Below are 13,255 nucleotides of genomic sequence, written 5' to 3'. Positions count from 1 at the left end.
GGGAGGGATAACTTATGAGCGATATGAGCACGCTGTCTCGTAAACGTCCAATCGGGATTAGCATTATCGCCGTCTTCCTGGCCTTCTCCGGCCTCCTGGCCCTGATCGGCGCTATGCTCAACTTTGTAAGTGTAAGCCGAGAATTCGGACGCATGCCCAATCACAACGCCGCCTTCTTACTCACTTTAGGGGTCGTTTCAGCCTTCTTGAGCATCTACGCCTTTGCACTTGTGTATGGACTCTGGACACTCAAGCGCTGGGCCTTCTGGTCAACCCTGGCACTTGAAGTAATCCTCTTAATCCAGAATATCGTGCTCTGGCTTATGCATGTCTACACGCCAGTAGCCTTCATCCTCAATAGCCTGGCCCCCTTGCTGATTATGGGCTACCTCTTTTTTAATCAGGAAGTACGTGCTACTTTTAATACCAGTCAGATAAGGTTTCAATGGTATAAATAACTAGTTTACGAGTGTATCCGACAAGTTGGAGGGGCCATGTCAGCATGGCCCCTCCAACTTGTCGGATACACTCGTAAACTTTATCTCACCCCCTATTCAACACCCGCCCAAAGCGCTATACTTAACAATACTATCCACCACATTTGTATAGATTGTTTTTACTCCTTTGACCAGGAATTCAGAGCAATGCAAAAGAGAGCATTCTATATTCGCGCCCTCGCGCCAGAAGATCGAGCATGGTTGATCCAGTTCTTACACGAACATTGGGGCGACTCGATCATGATTTCGCGCGGCATCACACATGACCTCACAACCTATCCCGGCTTCATCGCCATCCGCGATGGTGAGCGCATCGGTCTGCTCACCTATCATATCCAGGAACATAACTGCGAGGTGACAAGCCTGGATAGCCTGCTCCCCGGTCTAGGTATCGGCACGGCTCTCCTTGAAGCCGCGAGAGGAGAGGCCGTACGTCAGCATTGCTCACGCTTCTGGCTCATTACCACTAATGATAACATCGACGCGTTACGTTTCTACCAGAAGCGAGGGTTCACCCTGGTCGCGGTTCATCGCGACGCGATCAGCGGGTCGCGCAAAATTAAACCAGGCATTCCTTTGCTTGGAGCACATGGTATCCCTATTCGGGATGAGATAGAGCTAGAGTTTTTGCTGGCCTAAGCCGAAAACGTATTTCTCTACAACTCAATAGCGCAAGAACAGAAGGGATCTCGGCTCATGCTTCGTTTAATTGAACCATCATATGAGTACAAACAGCAGTTTATTGAGGCGATTCGCGAATTTCAACTTGAAGGACGCCACATGGAGAAAGACGTGCAGCGCCTCACAGCCGATTTCACTTCCTTTCTTGCTCAGCTCCAGGCGCAGCAGCAACGACGCTCTCCCTATGCCGTACCTTCCACGGATTTCTGGCTGGTAGAGCATGAAGAGTTTATAGGCCGCCTCTCGCTACGCCATGAACTCAATGACTTCTTGCTAAAAATTGGTGGACATATCGGATATGAGATTCGCCCCTCCAGGCGGCGCCAGGGCTACGGCAAAAAGATGCTTGCGCTTGGACTCGCAGAGGCGCACAAAATTGGCCTGATTCGCGCCCTGGTCACCTGCGATGAGAACAACATCGGCTCCAAAAAGGTGATCGAGGCCAATGGAGGCCAATTCGAGAACGCCACCCTCGTCGAAGGCTCGCCCATCCGCAAACTCCGCTACTGGATCGACCTCACAGAACAACGCAGCTAAAGCACACGTCGGTCAGGGACATAAGCTCAAGTGTTTCACGTGAAACGCCTGCTTGCCTGGCATTTAAAAGATGAGGATAGGGGTTGTCATTTCAGCTTTTTGCTGGTATACTACGCACCATAGAACCCATGTTCTACATTTCCACTCCCTATTCGCCCGCACAGAGAGTCCGCAGGAAAAAGCCTGGCGGACTCTTTTTATGCGCGAAACAAGTTGTAGGGTCCATGCTGGCATGGACTCGCCCGGCCCGCAGGCCGATACCACTACATGGAGGGATATCGCTTCGCTCGGAGTCCATGCCAGCATGGACCCTACAGGTTGGCCGAGGGGCAGTAGCTGGCAAGCGTGCACTGGGCGCAGAGTGGCTTGCGCGCGTTACAGACTGCGCGGCCATGATAGATAATGCGATGGGCCGCCTCCATCCAATGCTCGCGCGGCACCAGCGCCATCAAATCACGCTCGATTTTAACGATATCGTTCTGATTCGACCAGCCAAAGCGCTTTGAGAGCCGATCCACGTGGGTATCCACGATAAAGCCATCCACCACGCCAAAGGCATTCCCCAGGATCACATTGGCCGTCTTACGCGCGATACCGGGGATACGCACCAGCTCCGCCATCGTTCCTGGCACCTCGCCACCATAGTGATCGAGCAGGTACTGACAGGAGACACGCAGTTGGTTAGCCTTCTTACGGTAGAAGCCAGTCTGCTTGACATCCTGCTCCAGCTCCTCCTGATTGGCCCTCGCGTAATCGGCGGCGCTACGGTACTTCTGGAAAAGCGTCTTCGTGACGGCATTGACGCGTTCATCGGTACACTGGGCCGCGAGCTGGGTCGCAACAAATAGCTCCAATGGAGTTGTGAAATCTAACTCATAGCGCGCCTGGGGATAGAGGCGATATAGCTCGTCGATAATGGCCTGTACCTGCTCGCCGGAGCCAACCTGTACCCCGGATGAGAGGGAACTACTCATGTAACTACACACATCCTTTCTGTCCTCGTAGAAAAGTATATCTTATGCTTCTTTCTGCCTGACCTCATTGTAGCAGGAATGTGGCGGCGAATAAAACGTATGTACTATAATGGCAGTCCGATAATCATCGTCCAGCTTTTACCAGCAGATGGAGATATGCGCATGTTTGATGTCACCCCACTTGATCCGCTCGTCCGCCCCCTTGTATTGGCCGCCGCTGAAGTTTACTACAAACATACCCAACCCTGGTTTATCGCCCTGGCCCTGCATGGCTCAGCCTACAAAGGGGGCTACATTCCTGGATGCAGCGACATTGATTTTAAGCTCTTTTTGCGCGGAGAGGCTCTCTCGTTCTATGGCGAACTCCCTTTAGAGATTGGACAAGCCATTCAAGAAGACCTATCGCGCATAGATCCAGCCCCCTTCCAATATTTTCAGACCTATATCCTCACTGTAGAGGCGGGAGGAAACCGCCCCGATGACTGGTCCAGGCCTATCCCCGGCACCTATCATATGCTAGCTGGAAAACTTCCCGCCCAGGAAATGAGCGAGACCGAAACTCTGGAGAAATGTCGCGCCACCCTGAAGCGCCTGCCCAAAGCTATCAGCGAGCCAGCCGAAGACATGCTCCACCACGGGGCTGGCAAACTTGAACGCTCCGTCCGCTTTCTCTGCACCAGCGTCTGGCCCATCCTCTATAGCTACATTTCCATCGAGACAGGCCAGCCCTTCGCCATCTGGAGTCTCCCCAAGGACAAAGTGCTCGCCCTCCTACCAGAGAACCAGGCTCTCGGCCAGGCCATACGCCATTTCCACAAGCAAATATCCAGCTATTTCTCCCAGCCACACACCACCCGAGCGGCCCTACAAACCATCTCCGCAGGCGTCCACTTCCTCCAACTCATCGACGAACGCCTGCATACGCAACCTACCTGGACACAACAGAGAGAACTGATGAGCTATCAATTTCATTGAGCAAAAAACAAACGGAGGCGCCTCCCCCTTTGTCTACATGACAAAAGCAAATCAGCCCAAGAATGTACCATCCAACCGACGCTGCGAGGGGCCGCGCAGTCCCTCGCAGCGCCGGATGGCTAGCTACAAAGTCATATACAGGCAAACAGGCTTATACCTGGGGATATCCTGCTTATTTAAGAGCTTAACAGCCGCAACACAGACCGGACCAGGGAAAAACCGCACAGGTAAGTGGTATAATACACATACCATCTGCTAAAAGCTCCTTAGGTTTAAGCCTTTTTATTACCTCGCCCCATTATGCTGAATTTGTGCTGGCGATTAAGAATAGTAGTGAATAGGCAACGATTACTAGTAAAGGACAGTTACTGCCTATTAGGAAACCTGAGCGCGCTTGTCCCCGAATGGGGGAAGCACTAGTCACAAGAGTGACGCCGCGTCCCCGAATGGGGGTTGGTTTCCGCATAAGAGCTTGCGCCACAGCGCGCCAAACGGATTTCTCATTCATGGGCATAAAGCGAAAACTGCGAGAAACAGGATATATGAGCTCATCACTAGCCAGGCGTGTTACAGAACTATTCAAAGGAGATGAACCTTTGGAAGGTTCAGTCCAAGAGGAACAGACAAACTACCAGGAGGTGCGCGCGTTGCGCGTGCGTATTGCTGAGCTGGAGAAAATGCAGCAGGAACAGAACCTTGCCCTCCACCAGGAAAAGGAGGTTCGCAAGGCGTTAGAAACACGCCTGCATACAGTCCTGAATGAGCGTGATTGCCTGATAGAAGAGCTTACTGAGGCCCAGGACAACATCAATGCCTTGCTCGATGCCAACCAGCGCATGGACGAATTTTTAGGCATCGCCAGCCACGAACTACGCACGCCTTTAACGACTATCAATGGCAATATTCAGCTGGCCAAACGTCGCCTGAAGGCCTTCCGCCTGGATGACACCAGAGAAGATTTTGCGAATAAAGTCGACGTCATCCGCGAAATGTTGGAGCGCGCCGAGCGCCAGGTACGCGTACAAAATCGCCTGGTTGGCGACCTCCTCGATATCTCACGCATCCAGGCCAATCGCCTTGAACTACACTTTCAAGAGGGTGATCTGATCACCATAATCAAAGAGGCCGTCGAGGATCAGCGCGCGGCCTGGCCGAAACGCTTGATTGTATTGGACAACTTCTCATGCACACAGGAAATTCTTATCGAGGCTGATCCAGACCGGATCGGGCAGGTCATCACCAACTACCTGACCAATGCCCTCAAGTACTCAGCCCCCGAGACAGGGGTCAACGTAGCTATTTCCTCGACCGCGCAAGAAGTCAAGGTCGCGGTTCAAGATGCTGGCCCAGGCATATCGGCCGAGGAGCAAGCTCAGCTCTGGCAACGCTTCTACCGCGTCCCAGGCATTAGCGTGCAAAATGGCTCTGGCGTAGGTCTTGGACTTGGCCTGCATATCTGCCGCACCATCATCGAGCGGCATGGTGGGCGCGTCGGCGTCGATAGCATCCAGGGAGAGGGTTCTACCTTCTGGTTCACGCTTCCCTTTATTGCATAGATAAGAGATGTGGTACACCCAGGCAACATGTGGCTGCCTGGGTGTACCACATCTCTTATCTCACTCGTTCAGATCGCGCTGCTCCTGCTGTCTGTGGGTCTTGCCTTCTTCAAGGGGGCGCTGGCCCTCCTCCTCAACATCGAAGGGGCGCCCATGAATCTGGCTCTCCCAGGGAGAGGCGATCTCTTCGCCCTCGACGGGCGTCCGAGTCATGCCAGCATCCTCGTAGGTCGCACGCGCCTTCATCGGATCCTGATTATGCTGGGGAAAGCGCTCGTTACGCGCGTCCTGGTCACCAAAGGCCGTATTGGCCATGGCGGCATTGCGCCCACCAAGCGTATCATACACCGGATGTGGCTCGCGGGGTTTCTCCATGGCCGCTTCCTGCGAGCGCCGGGCCGCAGCCTCCTGGCGATTGCGCCTGTCTTGCTCGCGCAGTACCGCCTCCTGCTCGGCGCTCGCACGCTCCACCTGCTGTAAACGCGCCTGCTCTTCTGCCTGGCAACGCTGCTCCTCGCTATAGGACGCGGCCTGCTGCCGGGTGATGGTTGTATCGCGCTCACGAAGGCGCTCTTCGGTCATCATCGGATCGTGCGCCATGGATTCTTCCTGGCGACTGGTGGCTTCGCCACGCGCGACGGCGCTCCCCTCGTGGAAGAGATAGTGCGATGACATAGGATCAAGCGCGCCTGGGGGCGCCTCCTCAACCATACGCGCGAAATGCTGCATGTCCTCTTCTAAGACCGACTGAAAATGTGAGTCCATGCCTAATTTCTCGACGGTGACCCCGAGGGCACCCGCAGGTGGGGTGTAATTGAGGAACACATCCACCATCGTCTGTCCAGTACCAACCGGAGTAAATTTGACGCGACCGGTATTTTGCAGCCCATCTATTGAGCGCCAGCCAATCTGCTGGTTAGGAATCCAGCCCTCATTAACCGCGTCCCATTCGTGTCGTCCTCCAACCTGGACCACCCAATGGCTACGCTGGTCATCATAGTAGGTCACTTCCTTCACAAAACGCATAAACTTGGGGAAATCGTTGAAATGCGTAAACAAGGCATAGACCTGCTGTACAGGCGCACGAACGGTGACGGAAACATGATGTTCTGCCATAAGATATCTCTCCTCATCTCCTCACCTTCTCACATTACCAAACTACCAATGATGTATCTCTTAGCACGCATCATAAGCTAGAGAAGTTTCGGGCAAAGAAAAAGGTTGTGGTTGGTGCGCGAAGGCACACCAACCACAACCTTTTTCTTTGCCACTACATGACCCTACTGGGATGGATTGGCGCTACTACCGGGCTCATAGTAGTCGCTAAGAATGCAGACATCGCGATTGCCGCGAATAAGCATCATCCAGGGCGACTCTTCGTAGAGATCCTCGACAGATTTCTGCTCAGGATTCTTCTCCTTGGGAGGCAAGCGCGACATCATCGGGTCCTGAGTATACCAGGGATAACGCGGGCGCAGAGAATCCTTATCACCAAAGTTGGTGCGCTCCAGGCCCGCGTGGCGACCTCCCAACGTATCATAGACCGGGTGTGGCGCATAAGTTTCCAGGGGCTCATCCGCAATAACATTAGCCATGGCTTGCAGCTTTTCCTGGCGTGCCTCCTCCAAGCTCTTGAGAAACGCCTCGCGGGCCTGCTTCTCGCGTTCCAGGCGCAAACGCGTCACTTCGCTTGTCTGCTGAAACTGGCGCTGCTTGCGGTCCTTCTCCTGCGCGATGCGCTGCTCGCGTTCTGTTAGGGCCTGGGCCGTCATCATCGGATCATGTTGCATGGAGAGCCGCTGGCGCTCTGTCATCTCGCCGCGAGACACCACGCTCTCTTTATGGAAGAGGTAGTGTGATGACATAGGATCGAGCGCCCCCTCTGGAGCCTCCTCGACCATGCGCGCGAAATGGGTCAACTCGGTCTGCAACACGGTATCGATGTAACTATTCACCCCCAGGTTTTCACCCAGGCGTCCCAGCGTACCCGTAGGCGGGACATAGTAGATATATACCGCGACTTCTGTACTTTGCGGGTTCAGCGCACGGAATTTGACGCGTCCGCCATTTTTTAAGCCGCGAACTGAGCGCCAACCAACCTGCTTGTCTGGAATCCAATCCTCGTTAACCGCATCCCACTCATGACGCCCCAACATCTGCACAACCCAGTGGCTACGCTGATCGTCATAATAGGTCACCTCTTTGACGAAGCGCATAAATTTGGGGAAGTCATTGAAGTGCGTAAAGAGTTCATAAACCTGGTGGACCGGGGCTTTGACCGTCACCGATGCACTATGCTCTACCATATGAAACCCCTTTGCTCAGTGTCGCGGGGGCGCGACAAGACCTGTTCACCCAAACGCATTACAAAGACAAACAACACAACTTGCGCCTACAAATACAGTCCAACATATGTCTGTAAGAAGGTGAGTAATAGGGACGTCGCTGCTAGCATCGCTGCCATGCCCCTGAGTTCTGCAACAGGAGTTAAAGAGACATACTATAGTATAGCATGAAACAGATAAATGTATAGTTCCTACTAATGGTAGCGCTGCTATGTACCACCCAACCGCGCTGGAGACATCGCGTCGTGATATGTAGGATGCGCTGCTAAAGCGCGCATCCTACATATCACGACGCGATGTCTCCAGCGCGAACAACAAAAAAACCGCCTCTAGAGCGGTTTTAGGAATTTGGGCGCGCCCAGCAGGATTCGAACCTGCGACACCCGATTTAGAAGATCGATGCTCTATCCACTGAGCTATGGGCGCATATGTATGGAGCAGATACCTCTCCCCAAACACGCCACCATAATAGCAACTTTATGCGCCTTCTGTCAAGCTCTTACCACAAAAAGCACCTGCCCATATCTCCTATAGAGAAGCAGCCCTCTAGTCGATTGATTCTAGTACCGTGATATGTAGACGCGTGCTTCAGCAGCGTCGTCCCCCCTCCTTCCTTTCTGCCTGTCAACTTACCTGGCACATGTCACACATGCGTCTAGAGGCCAGGCGGGGCGTCGGCAAGCGGTGTTCTCCTTGACAAGCAGCATAAAAAGACATATAATACCAAAGAAAATCCGAGTAGCCCAGTAAGGATTAGCAGGATGGATTACAGGAAGCATCGCGCTTCCACTACCAATAGAGAATACGGCATCAGCCAGCGAGTGGAGTAATTCTTTATGAGTCAGGCATTTGAACTGGAGCAGGGCAACTACACTGCCGGGTTCCATGTAGCAGAAAATTATACATACAAGTCCGAGAAGGGACTCGATGAGCGTGTCGTCGCACAGATCTCTGAGATGAAGGGTGAGCCCAGCTGGATGCGGGACTTCCGTCTCAAGAGCCTGAAACTCTTTGAGAAGCGTCCAATGCCCACCTGGGGTGCTGATCTCTCGGGTATCAACTTCGACGATATCTACTACTACATTAAGCCCGTGCCACAGCAGGGCAAAACCTGGGATGATATCCCAGCTGAGATTAAAGACACCTTCGACCGCCTGGGTATTCCCCAGGCAGAGCAGAAATACCTGGCGGGCGTTACCGCGCAGTACGAGAGCGAAGCCGTCTATCACAAGATGCGCGAGGACCTTGAGAAGCTGGGCGTTATCTTCACAGATATGGATACAGCCTTGCGCGAGTATCCCGATCTGATCAAGGAGCACTTTGGCACCATCGTTCCGCCTTCCGATAATAAGTTCGCCTCGCTCAATAGCGCCGTCTGGAGCGGTGGCAGCTTCGTCTATGTGCCGGAGAATGTACGCGTAGAGATTCCTCTACAGGCCTACTTCCGCATTAACGCGAAGAACATGGGCCAGTTCGAGCGCACCCTGATTATCGCCGCGCCGGGCTCCTATGTCCACTACGTTGAGGGTTGTACCGCGCCAAGCTACACCAGCGACAGCCTGCACAGCGCCGTGGTCGAGATCAAGGCCATGGAGGGCGCACGCATCCGCTACACGACCATCCAGAACTGGTCGAAGAACGTCTATAATCTGGTGACCAAGCGTGCCGCGGCCTACCGCGATGCCACCATGGAGTGGGTCGATGGTAACCTGGGCTCTAAGGTCACGATGAAGTATCCCGCCGTCATGCTGATGGAGCCGGGCGCGCGTGGTGACGTCCTTTCGGTCGCCTTCGCTAACGACGGTATGCACCAGGACGCGGGCGCGAAGATCACGCACCTTGCCCCTCACACTACTTCACAGATCCTGTCGAAGTCGGTCTCCAAGGGTACTGGTCGCGCATCGTATCGCGGTCTCGTACGCATCAATCCAGGCGCGCACCACACCAAGTCCAGCGTACGCTGTGACGCGCTCCTGCTCGACGAGAACGCTCGTACCGATACCTATCCGACGATTCGCGTCGAGGAGAATCAGACCGAGATCGGGCACGAGGCAACCGTCTCCAAGGTTGGCGAGGATCAGCTCTTCTACTTGATGAGTCGCGGTCTCGACGAGTCCGAAGCCTACTCCCTCATCGTCAACGGCTTCATCGAGCCTATCACCAAAGAGTTGCCAATGGAGTACGCGGTCGAGCTTAACCGCCTGATCCAGCTTGAGATGTCTGGTAGCGTGGGCTAGTAGAGATAAGCAAACATGCTCAAAGCGGAAGAGGTATATGACCTCTTCCGCTTTTTTGTCAGGAACGCAACTCATCCCCCTTACAGGCGTACATGTGGTAGAGAGACAAGACCACTAATACAGATAGAGAAGATGTAGGAGACGTCCTTGGCCTACTGCCTGAATCCGCGTGGGACACACTCCAATCCCCCTGACGCGGTTTGCTGCCAACACTGTGACTTCCTCGTGCAAGGGTCACACATTGGCTCATATGAAATTATGGCCTTCATCGGCGCCGGAAGCTATGGACAGGTATATAAAATACGCGAACCCGCGCCCCTAAGCCGCACGCTGGCCTTAAAAGTCTTGCGCCTTGACCAGCTCACCGCCAAGGCTCAGGCCAGCTTCTTTCAGGAGGCACGCCGGATTGCGGCCATGCACCACCCCAATATTTTGCCTGTATATAACTTTGGCCAACTCACAGGGAACGAACGCCCCTACCTGGTCACCGAGTATGCTCCCCAGACCATTCTCGATCTCTTCCGCCGCGAGGATGGGACACGCCGCGTGGCCTTCGTCGAAGAGCTCATTCCCTATATCCACCAGACGGCCTCAGCGCTGCAATATGTGCATAACAATGGCCTGGTTCACCAGGATGTCAAACCTGGCAACCTGCTCATTGGACGCAATGGCCAGGTGCTGCTTGCGGACTTCGGCACAACATTTTACCTGGGAATGCAGACGCATGCCTCGCTGGGCGAAATCACGGGGACCGCTGCCTACATGCCGCTTGAGCAATGGCAGGGGACTCCCCGCCGCGACTCAGATCAATACGCCCTGGCGATCTGCTGCTATGAACTGCTTACCGGGCGCACACCTTTTGTCTACAAACGCCTTGAGGAGATGTGGCACGCGCACGCAGGCGAGCAACCAATGCCACCGCACCATTTAAATACGCGCATCCCCTCCGAGGTCAGCGCGGTCTTGATGCGCGCCCTCGCCAAGAACTATCGCCAGCGTTACAACAGCATCAGCGATTTCGCCAGGAGCTATACTCAGGCCGTGCAGATCGCGCTACAGCGCTATGTCTGCCAGCGCTGCGGACAACAAAATCGTAGTGGCGCCGCGCGCTGCTCCTTCTGTGGCGCTGAATACGACAACCGGCGCTGTCCCTACTGCGAGGCCCCCGTACGCTTTGGCCAGCGTTGCTGCTCCCAATGTGGACGCCTTACCGTTCCCGCCGCCATGGTCCCTCGCAGCCCGCTGATAGGCGTCACGCTCCGCCAGGGTCGCTATGCCATCAAACATGTGCTTAAGCAATCTGAAGAGAGCAATACCATGGTCGCCATCGCAACCGATGAACGCCAGAACGATCAGCGCGTCGTTCTCAAGCGCTGGGAGTGCAGCGATCTCCCCCTGGCACAGCGTGCCAAGGATGTGGCCCACTATGATCACGTGACCGAACCCTTGACACGCCTACGCCATCCCCTGGTACCACGCGTGCTGGATCGCTTCGCGGAGGGACGCCACTACTACCTGGTGCTTTCTTACATCAATGGCGAGAGCATTGAAGAACGTCTACAGAAGCTGCTGCGCCCCATTCCCGAGGCAGAGGTGCGCACCTACATGCTCGCCGTGCTCAACATCCTGATCGCCCTGGAGCAGCAACAGCCCGTCGTGCGCCACTATGATCTCTCGCCCGCCAATATCATTATTGAGCAGCAGCGTAACCGCGTCCACCTGACGGGCTTTCAGGTTCCGCCCCCCTTGCAGTCAGCGGGCGGTCGCCTGGAGCACGGGAAGCGTACCACGCGCAAGCTAGTGATCTCGCCCTATCTCCCCATCCAGGATAAACCCTACGATATCCGGACCTGTATCTATGCCCTGGCAGCCAGCATGCACCACGCCATCACGAATGTCGCGCCGCCCCACTACCCAACCTATCCGCCTGTGCGCATCCTCAACCCCAATGTCTCAGCCGAGTTTGAGGCCATCTTGAGCCGCGCCCTGGCCGAAGATCCCCAGGTGCGCTACCAGAGCTATGCCAGCCTCAAACAGGACCTCCAGCGCTTACTCGCCTAGAACGGCATGAGACCCGCTACTTGCGTACACGGCTACTGAGCTGGCAGTAGCCGCGTACGCAAGTAGCGGGTCTCACTTTAACGATTATTAGCCGCGCTGTTCAAGTGGAACGTACTCGGTGACCTTCGCGCCAACGTATTCGGCACGTGGGCGGATGAGGCGATTGTTGGCGTATTGTTCAAGGATGTGCGCGGTCCAGCCAGAGATGCGGCTGGAGGCAAAAATGGGCGTATCCAGGTCAATGGGAATACCCAGCATGTAGTAGACCGAGGCAGAGTAGAAGTCGACGTTCGCGTTGAGGCCCTTATGTTCCTTGATATACTCCTCAATCGCGCGCGACATCTCGTACCAGCGTAAATCGCCTGTGCGCTCGCCCAGCTCCTGGGACATGGCCCGCAGATGGGTCGCACGTGGGTCCTCGGTGCGGTAGACGCGATGACCAAAGCCCATGATACGCTCTTTACGCGCCAGGGCATCCTCCAGGTACGACTCAACGTTTCGTACCTCGCCAATCCTGAGCAACATGCGTATGACTTGCTCATTGGCGCCCCCATGCAGGGGGCCAGAGAGGGCGCTGATGGCCGCAACAACCGAGGCATACATGTCAGCCTTGGTGCCAGCGGTCACACGCGCGGCAAATGTCGAGGCGTTTAATTCATGGTCGGCATGCAGGATCAAGGCCACGTCCAGGGCGTGGGCGGTATAGGCATCCGGCTCTTTGCCTGTCAGCATGTAGAGCATATTCGCCGCGTGCGTGCCAGTCTGGAGAGGCTCCACGGGATTACGCTTCTCGCGAATGCTATTCCAGGTCATAGTGATCGTGGGCAGCGCGGCGGTCAGGCGGATGGCGCGTCGCTCATCGGCGGCGGTAGACTTATCGTTTAAGTCATCGTCAAAGGCTGCAAGGGCGGAGACAGTTGTGCGGAGCACATCCATCGGAGAAGTGGAAGGTGGCAATAAATGCATCAGATCGATGATGCGGCTCGGCAGAGCGCGGCTGGCGTGTAACTGCTGCTCCACTTCCGCCAGTTGCGTTTTGGTGGGCAGAACACCATGCCAGAGCAGGTACGCGGTCTCTTCAAAGCTCGAATGACGAGCCAGATCATGAATATCTATACCATAGTACGTTAACTTACCAAGTTTACCATCGAGATCACAAATTCGCGATGTTGTAGCCACAACATCTTCAAGACCTTCAGTGGTCATCGCAATTCCTCCGAAGAGATGTAGATTTTTGGTGGAATACGCCTGGGCGGTTCCTATCATCGAACCAGCATCCGCCTCATCAGCGAAACGGACAAGCACAATCAACGGCCATTTCTTGCACAAACAGAAGCAAGTTGATTCAAAATAATTATAATCGTCAAAAAAGAAGGGTGTCAACGAAGCTAG

At 54.8% G+C, this 13,255-nt stretch carries 11 protein-coding genes and 1 tRNA gene; 7 read left to right on the top strand and 5 right to left on the bottom strand.

Annotation, left to right across the window (positions count from 1 at the left end; genetic code table 11):
• Window positions 1-14: 14 nt before the first annotated feature.
• The 3 genes from JMJ04_RS13345 (at window position 15) to JMJ04_RS13335 (ending at window position 1,715) form a co-directional block, all read left to right on the top strand.
• Complete coding sequence (locus JMJ04_RS13345) at window positions 15-458, top strand: hypothetical protein (RefSeq protein WP_201370963.1); 444 nt, start codon at window positions 15-17, stop codon at window positions 456-458.
• Window positions 459-644: 186 nt separating this feature from the next.
• Window positions 645-1,136, top strand: a complete 492-nt coding sequence (locus tag JMJ04_RS13340; RefSeq protein WP_201370962.1) for a GNAT family N-acetyltransferase — start codon at window positions 645-647, stop codon at window positions 1,134-1,136.
• 57 nt (window positions 1,137-1,193) lie between these two features.
• Window positions 1,194-1,715 (top strand): GNAT family N-acetyltransferase, encoded by a 522-nt coding sequence (locus JMJ04_RS13335; RefSeq protein WP_201370961.1) that lies wholly within the window; start codon window positions 1,194-1,196, stop codon window positions 1,713-1,715.
• A 311-nt stretch (window positions 1,716-2,026) separates the two neighbouring features.
• Here the strand turns inward: JMJ04_RS13335 and nth are convergent, their stop codons facing one another.
• The gene (nth, locus tag JMJ04_RS13330; protein WP_201370960.1) at window positions 2,027-2,689 is read right to left on the bottom strand and encodes an endonuclease III; all 663 of its coding nucleotides are present in this window, start codon (window positions 2,687-2,689) and stop codon (window positions 2,027-2,029) included.
• Window positions 2,690-2,851: 162 nt separating this feature from the next.
• On the opposite strand from nth, the gene JMJ04_RS13325 reads away from it, so the two are divergent.
• Together JMJ04_RS13325 and JMJ04_RS13320 are read left to right on the top strand one after the other, a co-directional pair.
• Complete coding sequence (locus JMJ04_RS13325) at window positions 2,852-3,664, top strand: hypothetical protein (RefSeq protein WP_201370959.1); 813 nt, start codon at window positions 2,852-2,854, stop codon at window positions 3,662-3,664.
• 596 nt (window positions 3,665-4,260) lie between these two features.
• Window positions 4,261-5,220 (top strand): sensor histidine kinase, encoded by a 960-nt coding sequence (locus tag JMJ04_RS13320; protein WP_201370958.1) that lies wholly within the window; start codon window positions 4,261-4,263, stop codon window positions 5,218-5,220.
• Window positions 5,221-5,280: 60 nt separating this feature from the next.
• Here the strand turns inward: JMJ04_RS13320 and JMJ04_RS13315 are convergent, their stop codons facing one another.
• The 3 genes from JMJ04_RS13315 to JMJ04_RS13305 all read right to left on the bottom strand — a co-directional run bounded on the left by JMJ04_RS13315 (window position 5,281) and on the right by JMJ04_RS13305 (window position 7,991).
• Window positions 5,281-6,336 (bottom strand): SRPBCC family protein, encoded by a 1,056-nt coding sequence (locus JMJ04_RS13315; protein ID WP_201370957.1) that lies wholly within the window; start codon window positions 6,334-6,336, stop codon window positions 5,281-5,283.
• A gap of 164 nt (window positions 6,337-6,500) precedes the next feature.
• Window positions 6,501-7,526 carry an SRPBCC family protein gene (locus JMJ04_RS13310; protein ID WP_201370956.1) on the bottom strand — a complete coding sequence of 342 codons (1,026 nt, stop codon included), beginning with the start codon at window positions 7,524-7,526 and terminating at the stop codon, window positions 6,501-6,503.
• A gap of 392 nt (window positions 7,527-7,918) precedes the next feature.
• Window positions 7,919-7,991, bottom strand: a tRNA-Arg gene (locus tag JMJ04_RS13305).
• 410 nt (window positions 7,992-8,401) lie between these two features.
• On the opposite strand from JMJ04_RS13305, the gene sufB reads away from it, so the two are divergent.
• On the top strand, window positions 8,402-9,802 hold the full coding sequence (sufB, locus tag JMJ04_RS13300; RefSeq protein WP_201370955.1) for a Fe-S cluster assembly protein SufB: 1,401 nt from the start codon (window positions 8,402-8,404) through the stop codon (window positions 9,800-9,802).
• A 147-nt stretch (window positions 9,803-9,949) separates the two neighbouring features.
• Window positions 9,950-11,863 (top strand): protein kinase domain-containing protein, encoded by a 1,914-nt coding sequence (locus JMJ04_RS13295; protein ID WP_201370954.1) that lies wholly within the window; start codon window positions 9,950-9,952, stop codon window positions 11,861-11,863.
• 87 nt (window positions 11,864-11,950) lie between these two features.
• Here the strand turns inward: JMJ04_RS13295 and JMJ04_RS13290 are convergent, their stop codons facing one another.
• Complete coding sequence (locus JMJ04_RS13290) at window positions 11,951-13,069, bottom strand: citrate synthase (RefSeq protein WP_201372371.1); 1,119 nt, start codon at window positions 13,067-13,069, stop codon at window positions 11,951-11,953.
• Window positions 13,070-13,255 lie beyond the last annotated feature (186 nt).

Origin of the sequence: Ktedonobacter robiniae (assembly GCF_016587375.1) — a bacterium.
GTDB lineage: Bacteria > Chloroflexota > Ktedonobacteria > Ktedonobacterales > Ktedonobacteraceae > Ktedonobacter > Ktedonobacter robiniae.
The sequence above is the reverse complement of the archived record's forward strand: the minus strand, read 5'-3'. Positions and strand labels throughout refer to the sequence as shown.

Bases quoted from the DNA above. Each gene is read 5' to 3' on its own strand.
- JMJ04_RS13345 (WP_201370963.1), top strand. From the start codon at position 15: ATGAGCGATATGAGCACGCTGTCTCGTAAACGTCCAATCGGGATTAGC.
- JMJ04_RS13340 (WP_201370962.1), top strand. From the start codon at position 645: ATGCAAAAGAGAGCATTCTATATTCGCGCCCTCGCGCCAGAAGATCGA.
- JMJ04_RS13335 (WP_201370961.1), top strand. From the start codon at position 1,194: ATGCTTCGTTTAATTGAACCATCATATGAGTACAAACAGCAGTTTATT.
- nth (WP_201370960.1), bottom strand. From the start codon at position 2,689: ATGAGTAGTTCCCTCTCATCCGGGGTACAGGTTGGCTCCGGCGAGCAG.
- JMJ04_RS13325 (WP_201370959.1), top strand. From the start codon at position 2,852: ATGTTTGATGTCACCCCACTTGATCCGCTCGTCCGCCCCCTTGTATTG.
- JMJ04_RS13315 (WP_201370957.1), bottom strand. From the start codon at position 6,336: ATGGCAGAACATCATGTTTCCGTCACCGTTCGTGCGCCTGTACAGCAG.
- JMJ04_RS13310 (WP_201370956.1), bottom strand. From the start codon at position 7,526: ATGGTAGAGCATAGTGCATCGGTGACGGTCAAAGCCCCGGTCCACCAG.
- sufB (WP_201370955.1), top strand. From the start codon at position 8,402: ATGAGTCAGGCATTTGAACTGGAGCAGGGCAACTACACTGCCGGGTTC.
- JMJ04_RS13290 (WP_201372371.1), bottom strand. From the start codon at position 13,069: ATGACCACTGAAGGTCTTGAAGATGTTGTGGCTACAACATCGCGAATT.